Source organism: Lactiplantibacillus sp. 7.2.4, from assembly GCF_018991185.1.
Lineage (GTDB): Bacteria > Bacillota > Bacilli > Lactobacillales > Lactobacillaceae > Lactiplantibacillus > Lactiplantibacillus pentosus.
On the sequence record NZ_JAGYGS010000034.1, the window covers coordinates 1 to 21,075 of the forward strand.

Here is a 21,075-nt window from a genome sequence, read left to right on the forward strand (position 1 = left end):
GAAAAAAGGACCCGGTCAGCTTGACCGAGCCCTTAATACTTACCGTTTGTCTTTAAGTTGTGCTTCTAAGCGTTTGATGCGTTGTTGTTTGCGATGAATATACCAGGCAACTAGTAATAACAGAATTAGTAAGCCACCCAAGCTGAGCCACAATTGCCAATTCGTATGTGGTTCGATGACCGCCGTTTTGTTCAACGTACGGGCCGTCTCGCTCGTGATTTCAAAATCTTTCGTGAAGGTCCAGTGTTGCTTTTTGGATGTCACTGCTAACTTCGCCGTATATTTACCCGGCTTCAAGGCATCGCGACCGACTCGTAATGGTAATTGATAGACCGAACTAGGGGCCATCTGACCATGTTGATTCTTCTGTTGATACAGGACTTTTTGACCCCCGCGCCGATAAACTTTGACCTCGGTCGTGACCTGATTCAAGAAGGCTGCAGTATGGTTCTGTAATGCTAAGCTGATTTGATTATAACCATTGTTTTGCGTGGCTTTGATCTTACCAAGTGTCAGCTTGTTCTTAGTCAGCGCCTGCTTACCGTGAAGGACCACGGCAACTGAATAGGCGTACTGATTTTTAATGGCCATCGCACTCTTACTTTGTTGTTTGGCGGCCTTTTTCAAGAAGCTCAGCCCACCAACCACAACACCATCATAGGCGTGTTCCGGCATTTTGACCTTAAAGGTGACAATTTTGCTTGTCCCCTGAGCCAGTGTGACTTTATCACTGGCGGTCGTAATTAACTGAGTCACCTTGGCAGGCTCATCAATATTTTGACCATCAGGCATGGTTTGATACTCAACGACACCGTTAGCGTTGGTGGTCGCTGGTGCGATCGTCGTGTGGACCGTAATTTCTTGCTTACTGGTGTTTTTGATTCGAACGGACAGGTCCGTTTCTTGACCAGGCTTTAATTTTAAATCAAAGTACGGTACGGCTTTATCGACCTGGTACTTGGACGTCACTGGTAAGACGTCAAACCCAACCGAATTGGCTGAGCTGGTCTGAGCCCATCCCACACATAATAACCCCATCAACAAGCCTAACCCTAACTGCCACCATTTCTTCGTCAACATCATTTCCCCCTTAATTATGACTCGGAAAAATGATATTAACTGGTCATAATCAATATTTTTCCGATGAATCTAGATTATTTATTTGCTACAGTTGCGTTTAAGCTCCAAGTCAAGGTCGTGGTGTAACTCCCTTGAGCCCGAGCAGTCGTATGTGGCACCATCAAAGTTGAAGCAGCGATGTTAGCCGCGTTCTTCCCATTACCTTTACCAGTTTCGGCGCTCATAACTGGCTTGTCAGCACCAATCGAATCTAGGGCAACACCCGTGTTAACCGTGGCGTCCGCACCAGTCGTTGAAGCTGCTGGGTCCAAGACACCGTTTAAGGTTAAGACCGCACCAGTCAATTCTTTGTTAGCTGCAGCTGCGGCATTCTTGAAGACGTCATTTTGCTTAACGTTCAATTTCCAACCCGCAGCAGTCCCACGTAAATCGATAACGGAAATCATTGCGGCTTTGTTCGTGTTGTTGTAGTTGTCATCTACGCTAGAATTAGTGATTTTGTTAGTCCCAAAGTCCAGGCTAGCACCCTTTAAATCAGTATCCCCGTTATCGATGGTCACATCGCCACCTTCGAAACCAACCGTACCATTAGAAATTTGTGGTTCATCCGCAGCGCTAGCGGTCAAACCCATCGATGCAACTAATCCTGCTGAAAATAAAAGTCCTAATAATGTCTTCTTCATAATAATGAACTCCTTTTTTTTAAGTAACTGACTAACTGACAACCAATTAAGATCACGAGCAGTCCCAACCCAACAATCGAAGCACTTAGCCACCACGCTTCACTCGTTTGTGGTAACCAACCGCTGACCGACGTTTTCGGTTCTTGTACAGTTGGCGGTTGAACCGTCACGGTTGACTCTGACTCATGATGCTCATCTTCAGTGACATGAATTGTACCCGGTTTGCTCTCGCTACTACTGGATTCGCTGACGGATTCAGATTGACCGTCAAACCGGATTGTTGCCTGGCTATCCGCCGTACTAGCCACACCAATGATTGGCGTTGATAACCACCCCCACCAAAGTAGGGTACTGATAACGACGGCAATCATTCCCCTGCGTTTCATCGCTCACTACCACTTCCTCATCCTAAACATTGTCTGACAACTAAATTGTGACCGCCGGTAATCGGTTAGACACATCAATTATCAGGGTACATTGTAAATATACATAACTAACTATTTCTAAACAACTAACTGCTCTTACAAAGATTATGTTAATCTTTTATAATTTTTTCGTTACAGGTTGGCGACCGTCTGACCCAGCGTCCACGTCACAGCCGCCTGGTAGACATCGGTCAACACTTGATCCGTCGGCACTTGCAAGTACAAGTGACCAAGCGGTGTTGCCGAGCCGAGCACACTGACGCCCTGATTAGAAGTCGTCTGGTGGTTTTCGACAATCATGACTGACGCACCCGGCTGCAACGAAATTTCTTGATTGGTCGCGGTCGGTTGATAGCTTAAGGTTGCCGCTAACAGTTGACCCGTCTGGTCGCCTCTAAAGCCCTCAGCTGCCAAACTAGCCGTCAATGACCAACTGGCACCACTTTCCCGGCTATCAGTCACCACTAACCCATCACTATACTTAGCAGCATAACGTTCTGACTCACCGGTAATCGGATTACGACCGAAATCAATATTTTTCGGCACTGATATAAACGCGACTTTACCAGCACTGTACTTAAACGTTACGGTCTCATCCTGATCCGAAAATTTCCCTTGAATGCCATCCGGCTGTTCTGGCACGTATCCTTTAATTGGAATCGGTTTGAGATGATAATTTTCTCCAATTGCCCCCGTTACTTGTGTTTCAGGCGCTAAAACGTTACCATCCTCATCGACATACCTGACCGTAATCGTCGGGCCAGTCGCCCATTCGAACTCACCGACGATTTTATTACCATCATAAGTCGTCATCAATTCGGTCGACGTGTAAATTTTGTCATTATTCAAACTTCGCCACTTACCGATATAAGGTGATTGATGACTAGGATCAGGCAGGCCCCACAGCTGGGAGTTAAAGAAGTTAAAGTTCTTCCCGAGCAATAGTCGTTTAGGCGCCTGACCGCCAGAAAAGACATTGTAATAATTTTGCGCATTACTGGTATTCCAGCCCGTCAAGTCTAATTTATCGAGCTTAGTGCCATTAAAGGCAAAGCCAAAGTTATTGACATTAGTGGTATCCCAAGTCCCTAAGTTCAACGATTTCAGCCCAGAACAGCCCATGAACAACTGCGAAAGGCTCGTGACGGAACTCGTATTCCAATTCTCAATCGGCAGACTCACCAGTTGCGGATTACCAAAAAATGTCGCTTGCATGTCTGTCACATGGCTCGTATCCCACTTACGAACCGGGATATTCGTTAATGACAAAGCCCGATTAAAGGTCCCGCTCAGTGTCGTCACGTGACTGGTATCCCAATCATCAATCGGCAGGTCCGTCAAACGATCCATTTCGGTAAACGTCAACGCTAAATCTTGCATCCGCAACGTTTGCCATTTTGAAACCGGCAAGGCAGCTAAGCTGCGACAAGCCCGAAAAGCCGAATTTAGCGTCGTCACATTCCTGACATCCCAGTTCCCAATCGGTAAGGACGTCAAGCTCGTATCATTTTGGAACGTCTGCAGCATGGTCTGGACTTTACCCACTTGCCACTTATCGATTGGTAATGACTTGATGGCTTGCATGTATGCAAACGTCCCCTTGAGCGTGGTCACATTGCTCGTATCCCAGTTCGCCACTGGCAAGTGCGGCAACGTCTCATCTTCATAAAACGTCATCGCCATGTTGTCGACCCGACTCGTTTGCCAATTATCAACCGGCAAATAGACTAGCTTGGGCATCCGCATAAACGTTGCTTCCATCGAAACGACGTTATGGGTGTCCCATTTGGCAATATCTAAAGACGTCAATGAGGCACAGCCAGCAAACGTCCGCAACATATTGGTCACATTGCTCGTATCCCATTCACCAATCGGCAAGTCAGTCAACGAGCTCGCGCCATTGAAGGTGTCGATGAGGCTGGTCAGTGATTTCGTTTGCCATTTGCCAATTTGTAGCGACGTCAACTGCGAGCAGTTGCTAAACATCCCTTGAATATTATTGAGTCGTGACGTCTGCCACTGATTCAAATCCAAAGCCTTGAGTTGCGTATCGGCGGCAAACATTCTGGAAGCATTTGTCAAACCGGGCGTTTGCCACTGCTCAATGCCAACAATAGTCGTTAGCGCTGAACAAGAAAAGAACATGCCTTCAAAGCTAGTGACCGTTGAAAAGTCTAGTTGGCCAAAATCAATCGCAGTCAATTTCTGATCATCTTTGAATAAATAGGCCAGATTCGTGACCCCTTTTAAATTAACATTGGCCAATCCTTCAATCTGCGTCAAATTACGAAGTCCCGCAAACAAGTAGCGGTAGTCAGATTGATTTTTAACCGTAATTGCACCGTCAATCACCAACTTAGTCACTGAATTTGGGTTGAGCCCACTGGCAGTTAGGGTTTTAGCAATCCAGCTCCCCGAATCACCGCCGACTGCCGCGACGAACGAGCCACCGCTTAAATGTAACGTCCCATCAGCATCCAAGGTCATTTGCACCGAGCCATTGGTCATTGATGCGCGCGTTGAACGGGTGATTGCCGTTTCAGGACGCGGCCGTTTGTTGTCGCTTTCCAGCGTTGTACTGGATGAACGTGCACTGTGACTGGCGCTAATTTCAGAGGTGGACGTTGTTGCACCCACCTGCTCAGTAATTCCGATTGGGTCGGGTTCAGGCTCGGATAGTCCCGCTGCACTCACCTCTGAGTTCAGGCGTGCTACTGAATCGTCTGAAAAGACCCGTTGACTAGTTGCGACCGACTGTTTGAGATCTAACTGTGTTCGCGGTTCGCTTGTACCGCTGCTGGTGGCGTTCGCCATTCGATGACACCAATCGTCGTCAGTACAATTCCGACAGCACCCCACTGCCACAGTCGTTGATACTGCATAATGATCATTCCCCCTTATTGTACAAAAACTTGTCTTTACACAATATCATTTTACCGGGCAAATGACTAGTCGTCTGAAAAAACGGCTTACAATTTTCATTATTGTTTACATACAAAATTGTTCATTATACAGCACCTTTCAGTTGGTGCGATAGGGCTAGTCCGTGTATTTGATTGTTAAGAAACCGAACTAACTTTTTGAAAAAGTAAGTAAAAACTTTCAATTCTTAATCACAGTTACCGGTTGGCGACCGTTGCGCCCAGCGTCCAAGTGACCGTTGTTTCATACGTATCAGTCAAAGCTTGATCCGTTGGCACTTTCAAATACAACGAGCCCAGTGCAGCCGATTGTCCCAACACGTTAACGTTTTGATGGGAAACCGTTTGATGATTGCTAATCACTGCACTCGCTACTCCGGGCGCTAAGACGGCCTCATTGCCAGTTTGTTGGTCCTTGTAACTGAGCGTGGCGGTCAACGGCCGACTTGATTTGGCACCCGTAAACCCGTTGGCGGCCAGGGTCGCATTCAGTGACCAGGTAGAACCGAGTTTGCGACCATCCTGAACAACTAATCCAGTATCGTAAGTGGCACCGTAATTTTCTGGCTTACCGGTAATTTTATTTTCACCGAAATCAATGGTTTTAGGCGCGGAGACAAACATCAGCTCGCCAGCCGTACTATAGGTCAGCGTAATCGTCTCATCCTTATCCGTGAAGGTTCCTTGAACGCCATCCGGCTTATCCGGCGTGTAACCTTCAATCGCAATCGGTTTAATATGGTAAGCATCCCCAGTGACCCCGCTAAGCTTGGTGTCTGGTGCGAGCGAATTACCGGCCGCGTCCACGTATTTGACCGTGATGGTGTTTCCAGTGGCCCACACGAATTCCCCAACGATACTCTGACCGTCATACTTGGTCATCAAATCATCGGATGAATAAACTTTCTGGTTATTCAAACTACGCCACCGACCAACGTACGGCGACTCTTTACTAGGATCAGTTAATTTCCAAGCGGTGCTACCAAAGAACTTGAAATTCTTACCCAATATCAAATGTTTTGGTGCAATTTTAGTGCTGAACGTATTGGTATAGCTCGATGCGCTGGCCGTATTCCAACCCAGCAAGTCTAACTTATCCAACTGTGTCCCGACAAACGCCCTGTCAAATTTTACAACATAAGCCGTATTCCAAGCACCTAAATTCAATTCCTTTAAACCACTATCACCGTTGAAAATATCACTGAGATCGGTTACCGCACCTGTATTCCAGTTATCAATCGGCAGACTAGTAAATTGTGGATTATTAGCAAATAGTGACGCCATCGTCTTAACACTGGACGTCTTCCAGCTACTAATTGGTAAAGTCTTCATCTTAGGCACATTTTTGAAAGTCCCACTCATGGTCGAAACTTTACTGGTATCCCACTTATCAATCGGTAAACTGGTTAGATTGGTCATACCGGCAAAGGTCGAACCAAGGTTGAGAACGCTCGACGTGTTCCAGTTACCAATCGGCAACGACGTCAGACCCGTACAGCCTTCAAAAGTCCCATTCATATCAAACACGTTGCTAATGTCCCAGCCGCCAATCGGCAAACTCGTTAGGCCGGTCGACCCATTGAACGCGTGCCGCAATGTGGACACGCCACTGGTCTTCCAGCTAGCAATTGGCAGCGTCGTCACATTCGGCAAATCGGAGAACGTCCCATCCAATGAAACGACGCGCCCCGTGTCCCATTTGCCAACATTGATACTGGTCAAGCCAGGATTATCAGCGAAAGCAAATTGCATGTTGATGACCCGGCTCGTATTCCAATTATCAATGGGTAAACTTTTCAGATTGGTCATGCCCCGGAACACGTTCGACATGTTCGATATCATGCTGGTGTTCCAACTCCCAACATCTAAGGAAGTCAACGAAGAACAATTCAAGAATGTCCGCATAATAGCCGCAACTTTACTGATATTCCATTTGCCAATTGGTAATGATGTCAGTGACCGGTCGCCATTAAAGGTATCCGTCAAGTTTTCCAACGAACGCGTATCCCAGTTGGCGACATTCAGTGTCACTAGCTTCGTACAGTTCTGAAACGTTCCTTCCATTCGAGTGACCTGGCTGACGTTCCAACTACTCAAATCTAGAAACGTCAATTGAGAACATCCGAAAAACATCCAGGAGATATCCGTGACGTTTGAGAGATCCAGGTTATTGAGCCCTTCCATACTCGTCACATTCGTCAATCCAGCAAACAGGAATGAATAATCTCTAACATTAATGGCGGTAATCTTGCCGTCAATCACCACTTTGGTCACTTGGGTCGGTTGATAACCGTTGGCGGTCAAGGCCTGTGAGATCCAGCCGACACCATTATTACCAACCGAGGTGCCAAACGTGCCCCCACTCAAATGCAAGGTGCCGTTTGGATCCAAGGTCATCGTAACCGTCCCATTCACCATGTCGACTGCCCGAGTTGCCCGGGTAACTGGTGTTTCTGAACGTTGATCCTTATCAACGTTTTCCTGGCTTGTACTTAATGAGCTACTTGAATTGCTTGAGTTACTTGAACTGCTCGAACTACCGCGTTCTGAACTCGCTGGTGCGGATGATTGCGCATCCACCTTAGGATGAGTTGGTGCCTGTGATGAATGGCTACTTGATAGAACGTGTGAGCCTGATTCCTTCGCAGAAAAGACGCTGCTTGCAGACGACATCGTCTGGTCTACTGGCAATGGCGTCCGGGGCTCCGCCTTGACCTCCGTTCGTGAAGATGAAACGCCCATCACGCCTAATGCTAATGCCAGTCCCAGATTCCCTCGATACCATAAACGCCGGTACTGCATATCTATCGCTCCCTCCAATAAATTAAATTTTAACATCCCTTAACGTTAATTATCTTACAATATTTACGACAAATAACGATGAAAAAAAGGCTTACAATTTTCAGTAATATTTGGATATTAAAGTTTATTCGGTTGGGTATTCTGTATATTAATATTCTCACCTAAGCCGCAACGATTTGGCGGGCGTTCGATTTAAAAAATTTGGTCCAGCTCAAAAATTTAGCTCAACTCAACGATACCTTTTGATTAATCAAGCTAACTTCGAGCAAGCTTTTTTAGGCTAATAATTTCGGCTTGTCATCCACCTTGAATCAAGGACAGGCCGGGTGCCGCAACCAGTTTCTATTTTCAATATACACGACAGCTTGACACGGACTAAGGAAGCAGTTAGACTACTAGGTAGCAATACTACTTAGCGGGAGGTGGTGCAACTTTGAAACAAACGCAATTACTAAAAGGCGTGCTTGAAGGGTGCGTGCTCGCAATCATCGCGGACCATGAAATTTATGGTTATGAATTAATCCAGGGATTGCGTGAAGCCGGTTTTGATTCAATCGTCAGTGGTACCCTCTACCCTTTACTGGCCAAGTTGGAAAAACACGGCGACCTTCAAAGCCGGCTAAAAGCCTCACCTGATGGTCCCAATCGAAAATATTATTCACTTACCGACCAAGGTTCACAATCGTTGGCAGCCTTTAACCACCAGTGGTTCCAGCTCAAAGACCAGGTCGATCATATCTTAGCAAGGAGGCAATTACCATGAGCAACACCAGTGACTACCGCCAACAACTCGATCAAATCGAAAGTCAATTACACCCGAATGACAAGAAATATTTTCAAGACTTACAATTATATTTATTGACTAAAAATCTAGTCCGCAGTGATGAGCAAGCACTCACGCTGGAATTATTGACGATGGGCCAGGATTTTTTAGACGCCAGTCAGCACGGTGAAACTGCCACTGAATTCTTTGGTAACGAGCCGGCTGCACTCGCTGATGCTTTGCTCGCAGAATTGCCTCGAAGTACACGTTGGCAACGCCTGCAATTCATTGGTATATTGGTTCTCATCAGCTGGTTCTTCCTCCTGTTAGGTGCCGGGACGACCACGGGCCTGCAAATCAATTGGTTATTGCTTATCCTGGTTCCCTTCATTGAAATTATGGCGATCGAACTTATTTTCAAAATCATGAATCATCATGTCTATGACGCTCAGCCGCACTCAACCCTTCAATATATTTTGGTATCAGGCGTGACACTGGCAACCATTGCACTGATCGTTGGCTTGACAATTTCAGTACCGCGCATTGCACCCTGGTCGGTTAGTCTACTTCCCAACCCTTGGGGAATATTAGTCCAAATCTGTCAGCTCATTATTTGCCTTGGCCTGCTAGGTTTCGTTTTGATTAAAAAACGTCGCAGGCAATAAGCTCATTCAAAAAATGGTGTCCGAGAATCCATCGCTTCTCGGGCACCATTTTTCAATATGTCATTTCAGTTTTCTGACTATAAGTCGTCGCGATGCAACAGTTCAATCTCTTCACCCGCAGCTCGGCGGCGGTCGATATTGTCCTCACCCCAGACACACAATTCATGTAGCACTACTGACAAACTGCGCCCGTATTCGCTCAATCCATATTCAACTCGGGGTGGCACTTGTTGGTAGACCTTGCGCGTCACGATATTAGCCGCTTCTAACTCTCGTAACTGTTGGACGAGCATTTTCTGCGAGATTTGTGGAATGGCCCGCTCTAGCTCACTCGTTCGCATCGTTTTCTTCCGTAAGTGGCATAAAATGATTGATTTCCACTTGCCACCAATAATTTCCATCGTCGCTTCAACACCGATATGGTACGTTGCATTCGCCATTTGGTTAGCCTCCATCCATACTTACTTTTTGGTGGGTATAGCACTTTAAAGTAGGTACTTGTTATTAAGTTACTAGCTAGTATAATCATTATTTATCAACTTAGCAATAGCAGGAGGCTTATCTTATGACAAAACAGTTCAATCCTAGCTGGACGCTCTTTGCGCTCGCAATCAGTGCCTTTGCAATTGGCTCGACCGAATTTATTAGCGTCGGCCTGATGCCACTACTCGTTAGTAGTTTTCATATTAATCTGGCGCAGGCTGGTTTGACAGTCTCAATCTACGCCATCGGTATTATGGTCGGTGCGCCGGTGATGACCTTGCTCACTGGTCGGCTTAATCGCCACCGCCTGATGATGCTGATTATGATTTTATTTATTATTGGCAATCTGTTAGCCGCCAGCGCCCCGACTTTTGGCGTCTTACTGGCCGGCCGGGTTGTCGCAGCGCTAGCCCACGGCATCTTTATGACGGTCGCATCCGTAATTGCTGCCGATGTGGTTGCGCCGGCCAAACGCGCCTCGGCTATCGCCATCATGTTCACCGGACTGACCGTTGCGATCGTCACCGGGGTTCCGTTGGGCACCATGATTGGGCAATTAGGCGGCTGGCGCTGGTCATTCATCTTCATTAGCGCCATTGGGATCATCGGGTTGCTCGCGGACTATTGGTTGATTCCACGCAACCTCCCGTTACCAAGCAAAGCAACGATTCGAGGAATTGGCCGCGTCCTGACGAATCCACAATTGGTCTTGGCTCTGCTCGTGACGGCACTCGGTTGCGGCGGTACTTTCGTCGTCTACACCTACCTCTCACCATTATTGGAACAACAGATGCACTGGTCCGCGAGTGCTGTGGTTCTGATTCTCGTCGTCTATGGGTTGATGGTCGCCCTTGGTAATACCTTACAATGCACGGCCACTAATTGCCCTGTTCAAAATGTTCACTGGCCTACTCGTGACCCTTTTGATTCTGAGCGTGACCGGTTATAGTCACTGGCTTGGGCTGCTCACCGTACTCTTAATGGGCGTCTTCGCCTTCATGAACGTGCCCGGTTTGCAGTTATACATTGTTCAGTTAGCTGAACAAAATACTCCGCACGATATTACGATGGCGTCCGCCTTAAACATCTCCGCATTTAATGTTGGGATTGCCCTTGGTTCTGGCATTGGCGGACAAGTCACAACCAAGCTCGGTCTCGGGATGACACCCATCTTCGGTGCCATCATGGTCGCCGTCAGCCTGGTGCTCCTTTTAGGGCTGATTTGGTTAGCCCGGCCAGCGAAGCAGTTGACTAGGAATTGCACCCAAAACTAACCGTTAATTCAAACGCCACCAAACCCAGGGCTGACACTAACTTTAGTAGTCAAGTTCACCTGGTGCTTGGTGGCGTTTTTTCTTGCTGACGGTTACGTGGAAATTATCGGTTTCTACTATATAGTATGCTGTGCCAGTGACCGTCAAATCTTCGGCTGATTCTAAAATTTAGACGTCAAAGTTCAGACGCTTATTGGCGCCAGAAACAGGTTTAGTGTTTGCTGTCACGATTGAAAACTTTCCAAATACCAACAGATTTTTCATTTAAGTCTGAAAAAATTTCAATGTTTCCACACCCTTTGAAGCACATTTGACAGGACTAATCAATTGAAATCACCATCGTCTTTCTCCTCCAAAACACCGGTTTATTCGAATTTAGTGTTAACCGTTCCACCTTTAATAACGCCTAATTGCGCCCGTCAGCTGACTAAGACTTGCATTTTCCCTTTCTGAAAGCTATAACGGTAATGGAGGAACTGATTACAACGATGGATTGTGAAACCAAGTCCGGCACTTGCTGGCTAAGGCCGGACTTGGTTTCACAATATCATCGCCAGTTAATCACGCTTAAGGGGAAATGGGGACCGACATGCAACGTAAATCATTAGTTATTTTATTGACGAGTATTGTACTCATAATCAGCATCTTAACCACGGGAATGGTTAAGGTCATTGGCACCGCACATGCGACTGAACGAACCACCGCAACGACACGGCAAACGACCCGTAAAACGGCGCATCGCACCAAGTCAGCAGTGAACTCACAGTCATCCGTCATGCGAACACCAATCAACTGGCGCAAGTCATCAGAAACCGTCGCTTACCCAAATGTTAACGACTATCCTGACCTGTGGATTCACGTTTCACTGGCGAAGCAACGGATGACGCTGATCAATCATCACCACGTCCTGTACACGATGTACGTCTCGACAGGGGTACCGACTGCGGACCGTAAAACGCCGCGCGGTACCTATCACGTTCAAGCGGAACGCGGGAAGTACTTCTACAGTTCGTCCGTCGGTGAAGGCGCGTCTTATTGGGTCTCCTGGCTCAATCATGGTGAATATCTCTTTCACGCGACGCCCGTCGACGCGCAGGGGCATTTCATCAAATCCGACGCCAACGATTTGGGCAAACGTCCATCATCGCATGGTTGCGTTCATTTGAGCGTTGCGGACGCCAAATGGGTTTATCAGAATATCAAATATGGCACCAAGGTCGTCATCGATTAAAAGTGCCTAGACGAAAAACTAGCAACGTATTTGCGGTCATCCGCAACGTTGCTAGTTTTTTTCATCGCTGAATTGATCAATTGGCCTGACAGCTACTTTACAACTCAGGTGAACATTTCGACCACACTCATCATTGACTAACCGCCATTTCAGCTTGCGCCTTCATCAAATTTCAACTTCTGCGGCCACCTGATTAGCTGTCCGACTGTCCATCAGCGTCTCTGCTTCGACATAAATTTTATGCCACATCATGAAAGTCAGGACTGTCCATAGTTTACGGGAATTGTCGCGAGTACCCGCACGATGTTCATCGAGCAAGTTCAAGAAATAAGTTTTATCAAAATACTGCTCGGTTTGTGAGTCCTGAATAATTTGCTTGGCCCAATCATACATTTCATCCTTGAGCCACCAACGAATTGGCACTGGGAACCCGAGCTTTTTGCGATGCAGCACGTGTGCTGGGACGATTTCTTCGACAGCCTTACGCAGAATGTACTTCGTCGTCCCGTGGGCAATTCGTAACTCGGCTGGAATTTCCGCCGCCAAGTCAAAGACGGCGCGGTCAACAAATGGCGTCCGCAATTCTAGACTGTGCGCTAACGCCGTGCGGTCCGCATTGTGCAGTAAATCGCCGTTGAGCCAGGTATGCATATCGACGAACTGCATTTTTGAAATTGGGTCATAGTCAGCGGCTTCTTGATAGTAAGCCTTCGTAGCCTGTGGAAAGGCATGGTCCGCATTGTAATGCTTCATAAACTGCTGCTTCTCGGCCTCATTAAAAATAAACGCATTGCCGACATACCGGTTCTCTAGAGGCGTCGTGCCACGCATTAATAAGGATTTTCCACGGACGCCCTCTGGAATCATCGTGGCGATTCGTTGTAAAGCACCATTGAACGGCTTCGTATAGCGGAACGGTTTCAGTGATTCCGGTTCGTGGTAGATCGTGTAGCCACCAAATAACTCATCCGCACCCTCGCCGGTCAGGCAGACCTTGACGTGTTTGACCGCTTCCTTAGTTAAGAAATACTGCGGTACTGCCGCCGGATCTGCCAACGGGTCATCCATACTCCAGACAAAATGTGGAAAGGCCGCCATAAACGCTTCAGGCGTAATCGTCATCTGCTTATTTTCGACCCCCAGCTGTGCCGCCGTTTCCTGAGCCACGTCGAGTTCACTATAACCCGGCCGTTCAAAGCCAACCGACATTGTCTGCAGGTTGGGATTGAACTGTTTGGCAATCGCCACGACGATCGACGAATCGATTCCGCCTGATAAGAACGCCCCCACTGGTACATCAGAGCGCATATGAATTTTGACGGAATCAATCAGCGTTGCTTTCAAGCGTTCCGCGTATTCCTGTTCAGAACGCTTTACAGGATGGAACTCACGATGATAATACCGCTTGATTTGCGGCGCAGCGCCGAGTTTCTTAGTCAGTGAACAGCCCGGTGCCAATAACTTGATCTCTTTGGTCAGCGTCTCTGGTTCAGGCACGTACTGAAAGGTCAGATAATCTTGGAGGGCATCCTGGTCAAACTGCTTGTCCTTCAGGATTTTATAGATGGCCTTGCTCTCAGAAGCGTAGTAAAAATCGTTGCCCGCAATCGCGTAGTAGAATGGCTTGATGCCAAATTGGTCACGTGCGGCAAACAGTGTCTTTTCCTGTTTGTCCCAAATCACAAACGCAAACATGCCCCGCAAATAAGTCGTTAGTTTCTCGTGATATTTGGCATACATGCCCAAGATCACTTCGGAATCCGAATCAGTCTTGAATGGATACCCTTCTTGAATCAATTGTTCACGCAATTCAATATAGTTATAAATCTCACCGTTAAACGTCAACCAGTACCGTTCATTGTCATACGATAACGGTTGGTGGCCACCTGCCAAGTCAATAATACTCAGCCGCCGAAACCCCATCGTGATATTATCATCCGCAAAATAGCCTTCGTCATCTGGCCCCCGATGCACGATCATTTTCGTCATTTCATGTACCAGCTCATCATACGCGGTATTATCCGCCAGCGTTCGGTCAGTCAGGCACCCAACTAATCCACACATTATCCTCACTCCTATACACAAGCTTGACCTTAGTGACAAGTGATGAACAACATTAAAGCATGTCACGCTCATCATTGACAGTCAGCGAGTTTGGACCGGACAACAACCAAACAAACGGTGTTTTTCTAGTATGCCGATTCCCAGAAAATACGGTTTGGGGCTAGTGTTATCTGCGGTCTTGCACTCAACAATGCTAATTATAGGGTGAAACTTGCCATCGTAACGGGTGTTTTAAGACGACCTCACGTCCATTTTGGTGCGTTTAAGACACGATTCGGCCATTTGAAGACAACGGGCGTGACGATTGCAAAAAACTGGGCTAATCAGACCCTTTCACGAGTCCAACTAACCCAGTCGATGCTTTTTTCAAGTCTCTGTGCACAACCCTGATGATGGTTATCTCCTGTTGGTGTGGCAGCCGATTCTTCAAGTCAATACTTACCAATCCGTCTAGCTAGATACCGACTGGCTTGAGCAGAGCATAGCACGCGTTCCCCATCGGCCATTGTTACTTGCCGATAGCGCTTGTCCAAGGAACGAATACGCGTGAGATTCACAACGTATGACTTATGACAACGATAGAAATTATCGTTCAAATCAGGAACGTCCTTTAACAAGCCGTAATACTCGAGTTCCCCATCATCGAGATGCACCACAATTTTATGCGGGTTCAGCGAACTTTCGAAGAACAACACGTGCTGCACCTCTAACGAACGAATCGTCTCGCCAATTTTAATCTGAATCAACTCTTCTTGAGGCTGTTCTTCGGATTTAAACCGTGTTTGGGCGACTGTTAAGACTTGCCTCAACCGATCATACAATTGGTCCGGAAAGTCTTTCAAAATAAAGTCGAGTGCTTCGACCTGATACTGAAAAACTGTTAGTGACAGTTCAGTATGCGTCGTCACAAAGATAATTTTATTGCGACCACCTAAGTCACGAATTTCGCTGGCCAGTTGAATGCCGTTGATATCCGAATTTAACGCAATATCCAGTAGAAAGACCGCCTTCTCAGGCGATTGTCTGCGAACACTGGCCAGGATTTCATGCGGGTCTGAACTACTCAGGCCAAAGCCCATGTCCAGTTGGCGGTCGATAATGACTTTGCTGACCAGTTGCTCAAGCTCCTGGAGCTGCTTTGGATCATCTTCACAAATATATACTTTAATCATACCTCTTCTCGCGCCACCGTTAGCCGTTGAACAAACCGGTTCTCCAGAACGCGCGTCTCCAATATCATATTTTCATTTCGATTGACAATGGTCCCCAACCGATTCAAGCCTAATCCACGATTGGTGCCCTTCGTGGAATAGCCCACTTCTTTCAGCTGCCACAATGGGGGTAATTGTTCAAAAAGATTATTTTGAATTAAAAATACCGTGCTGTGGGCCGTCTGAAAAATCGCACTGGTGATTTCGCCATGGTAATTTCCGACCACTGCTTCAACAGCATTGTCTAAAATAATGCCTAGCGCGATATCCAGATCTAGTTCATTAGTTGCAACTCGTTCAAGCACCTGCTTGAGCTCAAAATGAACCTTGATTCCTTGAGATTGGGCATAGTTCAATTTGTTGAATAGAATACTTTTGACTGATTTAACTTTAACCCGACTCAAATCCTCAAGATTATACTGTTCATCCGCAACGCGTTTCGTCACGGGTGCAATATTTTTTTGATAATATTCTTGTAATCCCGTAAGATCATCTGTTTTTAAATACTCACTAATTGAAAGCATCATATTTTGATAATCATGCCGAAAATTACGCAGTTCATTGTAATGAACCTCAATTTCATTCATATAGCGCGTGTCATTCTTGATTTGTGCCTGTTGCTGCTGCACTTGATACTTCGCACGAATCGTGATTCGATATTCATCATAGAGCGCCACTGCCAGGCCAATCACGACTAATAAGACGACTAAATTACTAACCACTAGTCGCAGCTCATCGTTCAGGCCTTCACTGATAATGATATACAGATAAATAACCAGTAGTAATCCCCCCGTGACTCGATTCAAACTTGGGCGATTAAAGGTCGATTTAACATGGGTATTCATCAAAATAACATTGAGAATGACCAAGCTCAACAATTGTAAGCTCGCAAACGTCAGCAAGTAGCCCCCGTCGAACTTTAAGGCATACACGATCAAGTCACTCACATGATCGATCACAATCGACCAAATACCTACTTGCAGTCCAATCAAAAACGATTCGCTCAGACTTCGCGTCCGTCGCCACGCATACAGCATCACCATCAACAGTATCGGCATCGACGCATAAGTTCCGATACTATCAAAAATCCACCGGCTGATCATAATGACTGCCAGTGCATACCCGGTATCTAGATAACTGAACGTCCCCCAGTCTCGTAAGATTGATTTAACAAATAAAAACAACACGCCGGTTTGAACAAAAACCATCAGTGTCTCGCTTCGCATCAATGCTGTCATAGCGTTATTGCTGCTAATTCACCAGGCCAATCCCATCGCCAACCGCTCGTGCCGACCTGTAATCGTGGATAAGTCATCAGCAGCGCCCCTTCCCCATTTTTAACACGCTTGTTTCAAATCGTTACTAACTAGTGTAAAACAGACAGAATGACTTGAAAAGCCGGCAACGGGTATAAATCATTCAACTTAAGCTTAATCGCCCATTTTCACTGAACAGCCAACCCGATAAAACGGACAACGCGCCCATATTTTGTCACCCACAATCCAAAACAAACGCGGCCCACTGATAGTCATCATCGAATACCAGCAGGCCGCATTGATTAAAAATTAAAGTCTAGTCGCGCTTCATCGCATCCCATATCAGCTGAAAAATAGCATCAAAACTGTACTGAGTTGCAGAATAGCGTCCCTGGCTAATGTTGGTCGTATGGGTGTGAATCGTTGAGAACACCACCCCCATGTGGAGACTGACCGGCAGTGGCTTGATGACTTGTGCATCAACGGCTGCCGTTAATAATTTGACCACGATATTGTTGGGGTCGGCCACGCCGGGCAACACCGTCATCGGCTGCCCGTTGAGTGCTTTGATCTGCTGCATGATGGTCAGGCTGTCCGGATGTGCGAGCGAATAATCATAGACTTGCTGAACATATAACCGAATGCGCGTCGACAAGTCAATCGTGGCGTCACTTAAGCGCGCAATATCCGTCGTGCTCAGAATACGAGTCGTTTCACGCGCATAGACACTATCGATCAGCGCCTGTTTATTTTTAAAGTACAAATAAACATTAGATTGGGAAATGCCGACGCGCTTGGCGACCTTCGTCGTGGACACGCCAGCCGGGCCTTCAGCCAAGATGATTGCGGCCACGGCATCTTGAATTTTTGCTTGTTTGTTCATATCTTTTTTCTTCATGTCACTAGTATAAAAGATAAGAATATCTTTTTCAAGCTTGACAAAGATAGAACTATCTTTTATGATTAGATTTGTTAAAAAGATAGATTTATCTTTAAAAATAAATTCAGCGAGGTTTTAAACTTATGAAAATTGCAATGTTAGGTTCACTAGGTCACATCAATCGAATCGTCGTTCCCCAACTCATTCAGGCCGGCCACGAGGTTACCGTCATCTCGACCAACCCTGAACGTCAGGCCACCATCGAAGCATTGGGCGCTCACGCCGCCATCGGTACCATGACTGACGGTGATTTTTTGACCAGAACTTTCACGGGCCAAGACGTGGTCTATCTCATGTTATCCGGTAGCACCGGTGATGATCTGTTTCAAAGTGCCGTGTCACAAGCGCAGATTTGGAAACACGCCATCAAGGCTGCCGGCGTGCACAACGTCGTTAATTTGAGCAGTATTGGCGCGGATGCTGGCGAAGTTGCCGGCTCCCTGCACGCCTATAATTTGATTGAAACTGAATTGCGCCAGTTACAACAGGTCAATTTAGCCTTCGTCCGGCCAACTGGTTTCTACGCCAACCTCTTCAGCAATCTTGCGACAATCAAAGCCGACCACGCGATTTATAGCAACATCCCCGCGAACGTCCCACAAAAATACGTCGCGCCTGAAGACATCGCCCGCGTCGTCTTGCCACTGCTCACGGCGACCCCAGCTGGCGTGACCGTCAAATACGCCTTCAGTGATACGTTTACCGGCGACCAGTTCGTGGCTGACTTACGAAAAGCCCTCGACATGCCTGATCTGCAGTGGGTCCAAATCAGTGATGCCCAATATCAAGCTAACTTGACAAACCACGGTGTTTCCGTCGAAATTGCCCAGGCGCTCGTTCAAACTAGCCGCTATCAGCGTGATCCAGATGGGTTGTACGCAGATTTGAATGCGACCCACACCATTCCCGGTCAAGTCGTATTAGCTGACTTTGTACGTACATTTGTGGTAGCGTACAATAGTGAAGGCGGTTACCATTCGAATACCATCGCAGATTAACCGCTTACAAAATCAATCCACTCAGGAGGAATTTTATATGGCTTATCAAACAACCAATCCTTATACCAATGAAGTCGTTAAGACTTACGATAACGCGACCGCTGACCAAATAGAACAGGCGCTGGCAACCGGCCACGCCCTCTACAAGCAGTGGCGGCAAGAACCCGTCGCCTCGCGCGCAGCCACCCTCCACAAAATTGCGGCTAGTCTGCGTGAACACAAAGACGAACTCGCTAAAATCGCGACGATCGACATGGGTAAACTATTAACGGAATCCCAAGGCGAAGTTGAACTCTGCGCCATGATTGCAGATTACTACGCAGACCACGGGGCAGAATTATTAGCGCCAACCCCCATCAGTACCATCGCAACCGGCGATGCTGAAATTGAGAAACAAGCAACGGGTGTCCTGATGTTAGTGGAACCATGGAACTTCCCTTACTATCAAATCATGCGGGTGTTTGCCCCGAACTTTATGGTCGGTAACCCGATGATTTTGAAGCACGCTTCCAACACGCCTGGTTCCGCAGCAGCGTTTGAAAAAATCGTCAACGAAGCCGGCGCCCCCGCTGGTAGTTTAACTAACCTCTTCCTCAACTACGATCAGGTCAGTGACATCATTGCCGACCCACGGATTCAAGGGGTTGCCCTCACTGGGTCCAAACGTGGTGGGCAAGCCGTTGCTAAGGCAGCCGGCGCCAACCTCAAAAAGAGCTCGATGGAATTAGGCGGTTCCGATGCGTTCGTCGTGCTGGCGGATGCGGATGTTGACGAGGCAGTCAACTTGGCTTGGCGCGTGCGGCTCTATAATGCTGGACAAGTCTGCACGTCATCCAAGCGCTTTATCGTCGCCGCAGACATTTACGATGCCTTTGTTGCCAAACTCAAAGAACGTTTTGAGAAGATGGTCCCTGGCGACCCAATGGATCCAAAGACGACCTTAGCGCCAATGAACTCCAAGCGTGCTAAGGAAAAGTTACAAGCGCAAGTTGACCGGGCCGTTGATGGTGGCGCAACTGTGGTCTATGGCAATCAACCTATCGACTTGCCTGGTCAGTTCTTCCAGCCAACGATTTTGACGGATATTGACCAAGATAACCCGGTCTTCTATGAAGAAATGTTCGGTCCCGTGGCACAAGTCTTCAAGGTCGACTCTGAACAAGCCGCCATCGACCTCGCCAACAACTCTGAATTAGGCTTAGGTGGCATCGTCTTCGCTGGTACCGCTGCTCACGGCAAGCAAGTTGCCCAACAAATCGAAACTGGGATGGTCTTCGTCAACACCTTCCTCAGTTCACTGCCAGAACTACCATTTGGTGGTGTCAAAGGTTCCGGTTACGGCCGCGAACTCAGCAGCCTCGGCTTGAACGCCTTCGTTAACGAAAAACTAGTCGTGACTGCGCAGAAGCCGGACTATGATAACGGTGCTGGTGGTTTGGTTGTTTTATAGACACGAATTTAGGTGACGCGCTAGCTGGTCATGGCACGGTTAACGCTCGCTTATGAAATTATCGTGGAGACACAAAAAAGGTTTTGATTTCACACTTGGTGATTTCAAAACCTTTTTTGGTGTCCCCATTTTTTGCAAAGCCATAGCCGCCACCATCAGCCCCCACTTTTGTTTGCTAGCAGTGTTGTGACACCCATTTCAATAGATTCACTCATGTCATTGCCGACCCATTTCTCCACTTCGTACTCTGGTTTGTCCTGGCCTTGATTTCAGTTAAACTTTTCCAATCGGTACAATTGTTCATCGTCCAAAGCTGCATTACCGTTCTTGAACTGATAGCCCATCTTCTGATAGAAGCCGAGCCCGGTAATCGACGCTGGAATTTCAATCCGCTTGGCGCGCGTAAAATAAGGATCCTGTTCCAGCGTTTGAATCAACTTGCGACCGACCCCTTGACCCTGGTATCCGGGTGCAACAAAGATATTGAACAAGCTACTCTCCACTTCGCTACCCCAGTATGGTCCAATTGACCCGACCGCCACAATCTGGTGCGACTGTTCATCGAGCAGGACATAGCAATGAAAATGCCGTGCCCGCGCGATCAAATCCTGAGCAGTTAACTGTTTCAGATCATTTTCAATATACTCTGTCGAATAATCCTTAGCATTCGTGGTCCGCATGGTATTTGCCACCAACTTTGCGACTTCATCCGCATCTGTTTGCTCAAATCGACGTGCTGTAATCATGTGAACCACTCCTATCTCAATTATTCATCAACCGACTCAGCCATCCTGAATCCATGGCAATCCTCAATAAGCTTGTGGTTAAT

General features: G+C 47.2%; 16 protein-coding genes and 1 pseudogene. 6 read left to right on the forward strand and 11 right to left on the reverse strand.

Translation table 11 applies throughout. From position 1 onward, the window contains the following. Window positions 1-39 precede the first annotated feature (39 nt). The 5 genes from KGF70_RS10800 to KGF70_RS10820 all read right to left on the reverse strand — a co-directional run bounded on the left by KGF70_RS10800 (window position 40) and on the right by KGF70_RS10820 (window position 7,911). Window positions 40-1,083, reverse strand: a complete 1,044-nt coding sequence (locus KGF70_RS10800; RefSeq protein ID WP_056952809.1) for a DUF916 and DUF3324 domain-containing protein — start codon at window positions 1,081-1,083, stop codon at window positions 40-42. A 71-nt stretch (window positions 1,084-1,154) separates the two neighbouring features. Continuing rightward, window positions 1,155-1,763 (reverse strand): WxL domain-containing protein, encoded by a 609-nt coding sequence (locus tag KGF70_RS10805; RefSeq protein WP_050340098.1) that lies wholly within the window; start codon window positions 1,761-1,763, stop codon window positions 1,155-1,157. After that, complete coding sequence (locus KGF70_RS10810) at window positions 1,760-2,149, reverse strand: hypothetical protein (RefSeq protein WP_050340097.1); 390 nt, start codon at window positions 2,147-2,149, stop codon at window positions 1,760-1,762. The genes KGF70_RS10805 and KGF70_RS10810 overlap by 4 nt, the downstream gene beginning before the upstream one ends. Window positions 2,150-2,320: 171 nt before the next feature. Further along, window positions 2,321-5,002, reverse strand: coding sequence for a BspA family leucine-rich repeat surface protein (locus tag KGF70_RS10815; RefSeq protein ID WP_216768710.1), 2,682 nt, complete (start codon window positions 5,000-5,002; stop codon window positions 2,321-2,323). A 305-nt stretch (window positions 5,003-5,307) separates the two neighbouring features. Then, complete coding sequence (locus KGF70_RS10820) at window positions 5,308-7,911, reverse strand: BspA family leucine-rich repeat surface protein (RefSeq protein ID WP_216768711.1); 2,604 nt, start codon at window positions 7,909-7,911, stop codon at window positions 5,308-5,310. A gap of 433 nt (window positions 7,912-8,344) precedes the next feature. Between KGF70_RS10820 and KGF70_RS10825 the strand changes: the two genes are divergently transcribed. Both KGF70_RS10825 and KGF70_RS10830 read left to right on the forward strand, forming a co-directional pair. Beyond that, window positions 8,345-8,674: a PadR family transcriptional regulator gene (locus tag KGF70_RS10825; RefSeq protein WP_003639733.1), complete on the forward strand. Its 330-nt coding sequence runs from the start codon at window positions 8,345-8,347 to the stop codon at window positions 8,672-8,674. Beyond that, the gene (locus tag KGF70_RS10830; RefSeq protein ID WP_216768712.1) at window positions 8,671-9,339 is read left to right on the forward strand and encodes a hypothetical protein; all 669 of its coding nucleotides are present in this window, start codon (window positions 8,671-8,673) and stop codon (window positions 9,337-9,339) included. The genes KGF70_RS10825 and KGF70_RS10830 overlap by 4 nt, the downstream gene beginning before the upstream one ends. A 77-nt stretch (window positions 9,340-9,416) precedes the next feature. On the opposite strand, the gene KGF70_RS10835 is transcribed toward KGF70_RS10830, so the two are convergent. After that, entirely contained in the window at window positions 9,417-9,779 is a 363-nt protein-coding gene (locus tag KGF70_RS10835) for a helix-turn-helix domain-containing protein (RefSeq protein ID WP_082230333.1), read from the reverse strand. Window positions 9,780-9,904: 125 nt separating this feature from the next. On the opposite strand from KGF70_RS10835, the pseudogene KGF70_RS10840 reads away from it, so the two are divergent. Continuing rightward, window positions 9,905-11,096, forward strand: a pseudogene (locus tag KGF70_RS10840) (MFS transporter). 589 nt (window positions 11,097-11,685) lie between these two features. After that, complete coding sequence (locus tag KGF70_RS10845; protein ID WP_122211137.1) at window positions 11,686-12,327, forward strand: L,D-transpeptidase; 642 nt, start codon at window positions 11,686-11,688, stop codon at window positions 12,325-12,327. A gap of 165 nt (window positions 12,328-12,492) precedes the next feature. On the opposite strand, the gene asnB is transcribed toward KGF70_RS10845, so the two are convergent. The 4 genes from asnB to KGF70_RS10865 form a co-directional block, all read right to left on the reverse strand. Further along, entirely contained in the window at window positions 12,493-14,391 is a 1,899-nt protein-coding gene (asnB, locus tag KGF70_RS10850) for an asparagine synthase (glutamine-hydrolyzing) (protein ID WP_216768713.1), read from the reverse strand. Between the two features lie 431 nt (window positions 14,392-14,822). Then, window positions 14,823-15,563, reverse strand: coding sequence for a LytTR family DNA-binding domain-containing protein (locus KGF70_RS10855; protein WP_050340090.1), 741 nt, complete (start codon window positions 15,561-15,563; stop codon window positions 14,823-14,825). Next, window positions 15,560-16,840 (reverse strand): GHKL domain-containing protein, encoded by a 1,281-nt coding sequence (locus KGF70_RS10860; protein WP_216768714.1) that lies wholly within the window; start codon window positions 16,838-16,840, stop codon window positions 15,560-15,562. Before KGF70_RS10860 ends, KGF70_RS10855 begins: the two co-directional genes overlap by 4 nt. Before the next feature lie 334 nt (window positions 16,841-17,174). Continuing rightward, a complete protein-coding gene (locus tag KGF70_RS10865; protein ID WP_216768716.1) occupies window positions 17,175-17,756 on the reverse strand; it encodes a TetR/AcrR family transcriptional regulator in 582 nt (193 codons plus the stop codon). Between the two features lie 125 nt (window positions 17,757-17,881). Between KGF70_RS10865 and KGF70_RS10870 the strand changes: the two genes are divergently transcribed. Both KGF70_RS10870 and KGF70_RS10875 read left to right on the forward strand, forming a co-directional pair. Then, on the forward strand, window positions 17,882-18,796 hold the full coding sequence (locus tag KGF70_RS10870) for an SDR family oxidoreductase (RefSeq protein WP_216768718.1): 915 nt from the start codon (window positions 17,882-17,884) through the stop codon (window positions 18,794-18,796). 37 nt (window positions 18,797-18,833) lie between these two features. After that, window positions 18,834-20,246, forward strand: a complete 1,413-nt coding sequence (locus KGF70_RS10875; protein WP_152705598.1) for an NAD-dependent succinate-semialdehyde dehydrogenase — start codon at window positions 18,834-18,836, stop codon at window positions 20,244-20,246. Between the two features lie 269 nt (window positions 20,247-20,515). On the opposite strand, the gene KGF70_RS10880 is transcribed toward KGF70_RS10875, so the two are convergent. Continuing rightward, window positions 20,516-20,992 carry a GNAT family N-acetyltransferase gene (locus KGF70_RS10880; protein ID WP_209041424.1) on the reverse strand — a complete coding sequence of 159 codons (477 nt, stop codon included), beginning with the start codon at window positions 20,990-20,992 and terminating at the stop codon, window positions 20,516-20,518. Window positions 20,993-21,075 lie beyond the last annotated feature (83 nt).